The sequence below is a fragment of the Thalassotalea sp. G20_0 genome (assembly GCF_017744175.1).
Classification (GTDB): Bacteria; Pseudomonadota; Gammaproteobacteria; order Pseudomonadales; family Endozoicomonadaceae; genus Endozoicomonas.
Window position 1 is genome coordinate 1 of record NZ_JAGHQV010000346.1, and the last position, 746, is coordinate 746.

At 52.0% G+C, this 746-nt stretch carries 1 protein-coding gene; it reads left to right on the forward strand.

What is annotated here, in order from left to right; translation table 11 throughout:
* Nucleotides 1-15: 15 nt before the first annotated feature.
* Nucleotides 16-746: ABC transporter transmembrane domain-containing protein (locus tag J7438_RS26430; RefSeq protein WP_353620200.1), on the forward strand; the 731-nt coding region annotated here is incomplete at its 3' end.

Sequence of the window (746 nt, forward strand, 5' to 3'; positions counted from 1 at the left end):
TCATTAACCTGGATAGTGCTGGGCTCCCTTCCTTTTTATATCGTTTTATCAGCGGTTGTTACGCCCATTCTCCGTGCCCGCCTTAATGAGAAATTCAAGAGAGGGGCTGAGAACCAGTCTTTTTTAGTGGAGTCAGTTACCGGGGTAGAAACGTTGAAAAGTCTTGCTGTGGAGCCCCAGATGCAACGGCGATGGGAAGACCAGCTTGCAGCCTATGTCTCTGCTTCATTTCGCGCCAATAACCTCGGCAATATCGCCAGTCAGATCGCGGGGCTGATCAATAAAGTGGTGACGGTATTGATCTTATGGGTTGGTGCCACGCTGGTGATTAATGGTGAGTTGTCGGTGGGTATGCTCATCGCATTTAATATGATTGCCGGTCGTGTCAGTCAGCCTATTCTCAAGTTGGTTCAACTGTGGCAGGACTTTCAACAGGCCGGGATTTCAGTTCAGCGACTCGGTGATGTACTGAACACACCAACAGAACCGGGACACGATCCAAACCGGACCACACTCCCCAACCTCCAAGGCCATGTTCGGTTTGAGCATGTCACCTTTCGTTATCAGCCCGATCGCCCAGCCATTCTTAACAGTATTTCCCTGAATATCCGCTCCGGCGAGGTCATAGGCATTGTCGGGCGCTCCGGTTCCGGTAAAAGCACCCTGACCAAACTGGTGCAGCGGCTTTATGTTCCGGAAGCGGGGCGTGTGCTTGTGGATGGCGTTGATCTTGCCCTGGTCGAACC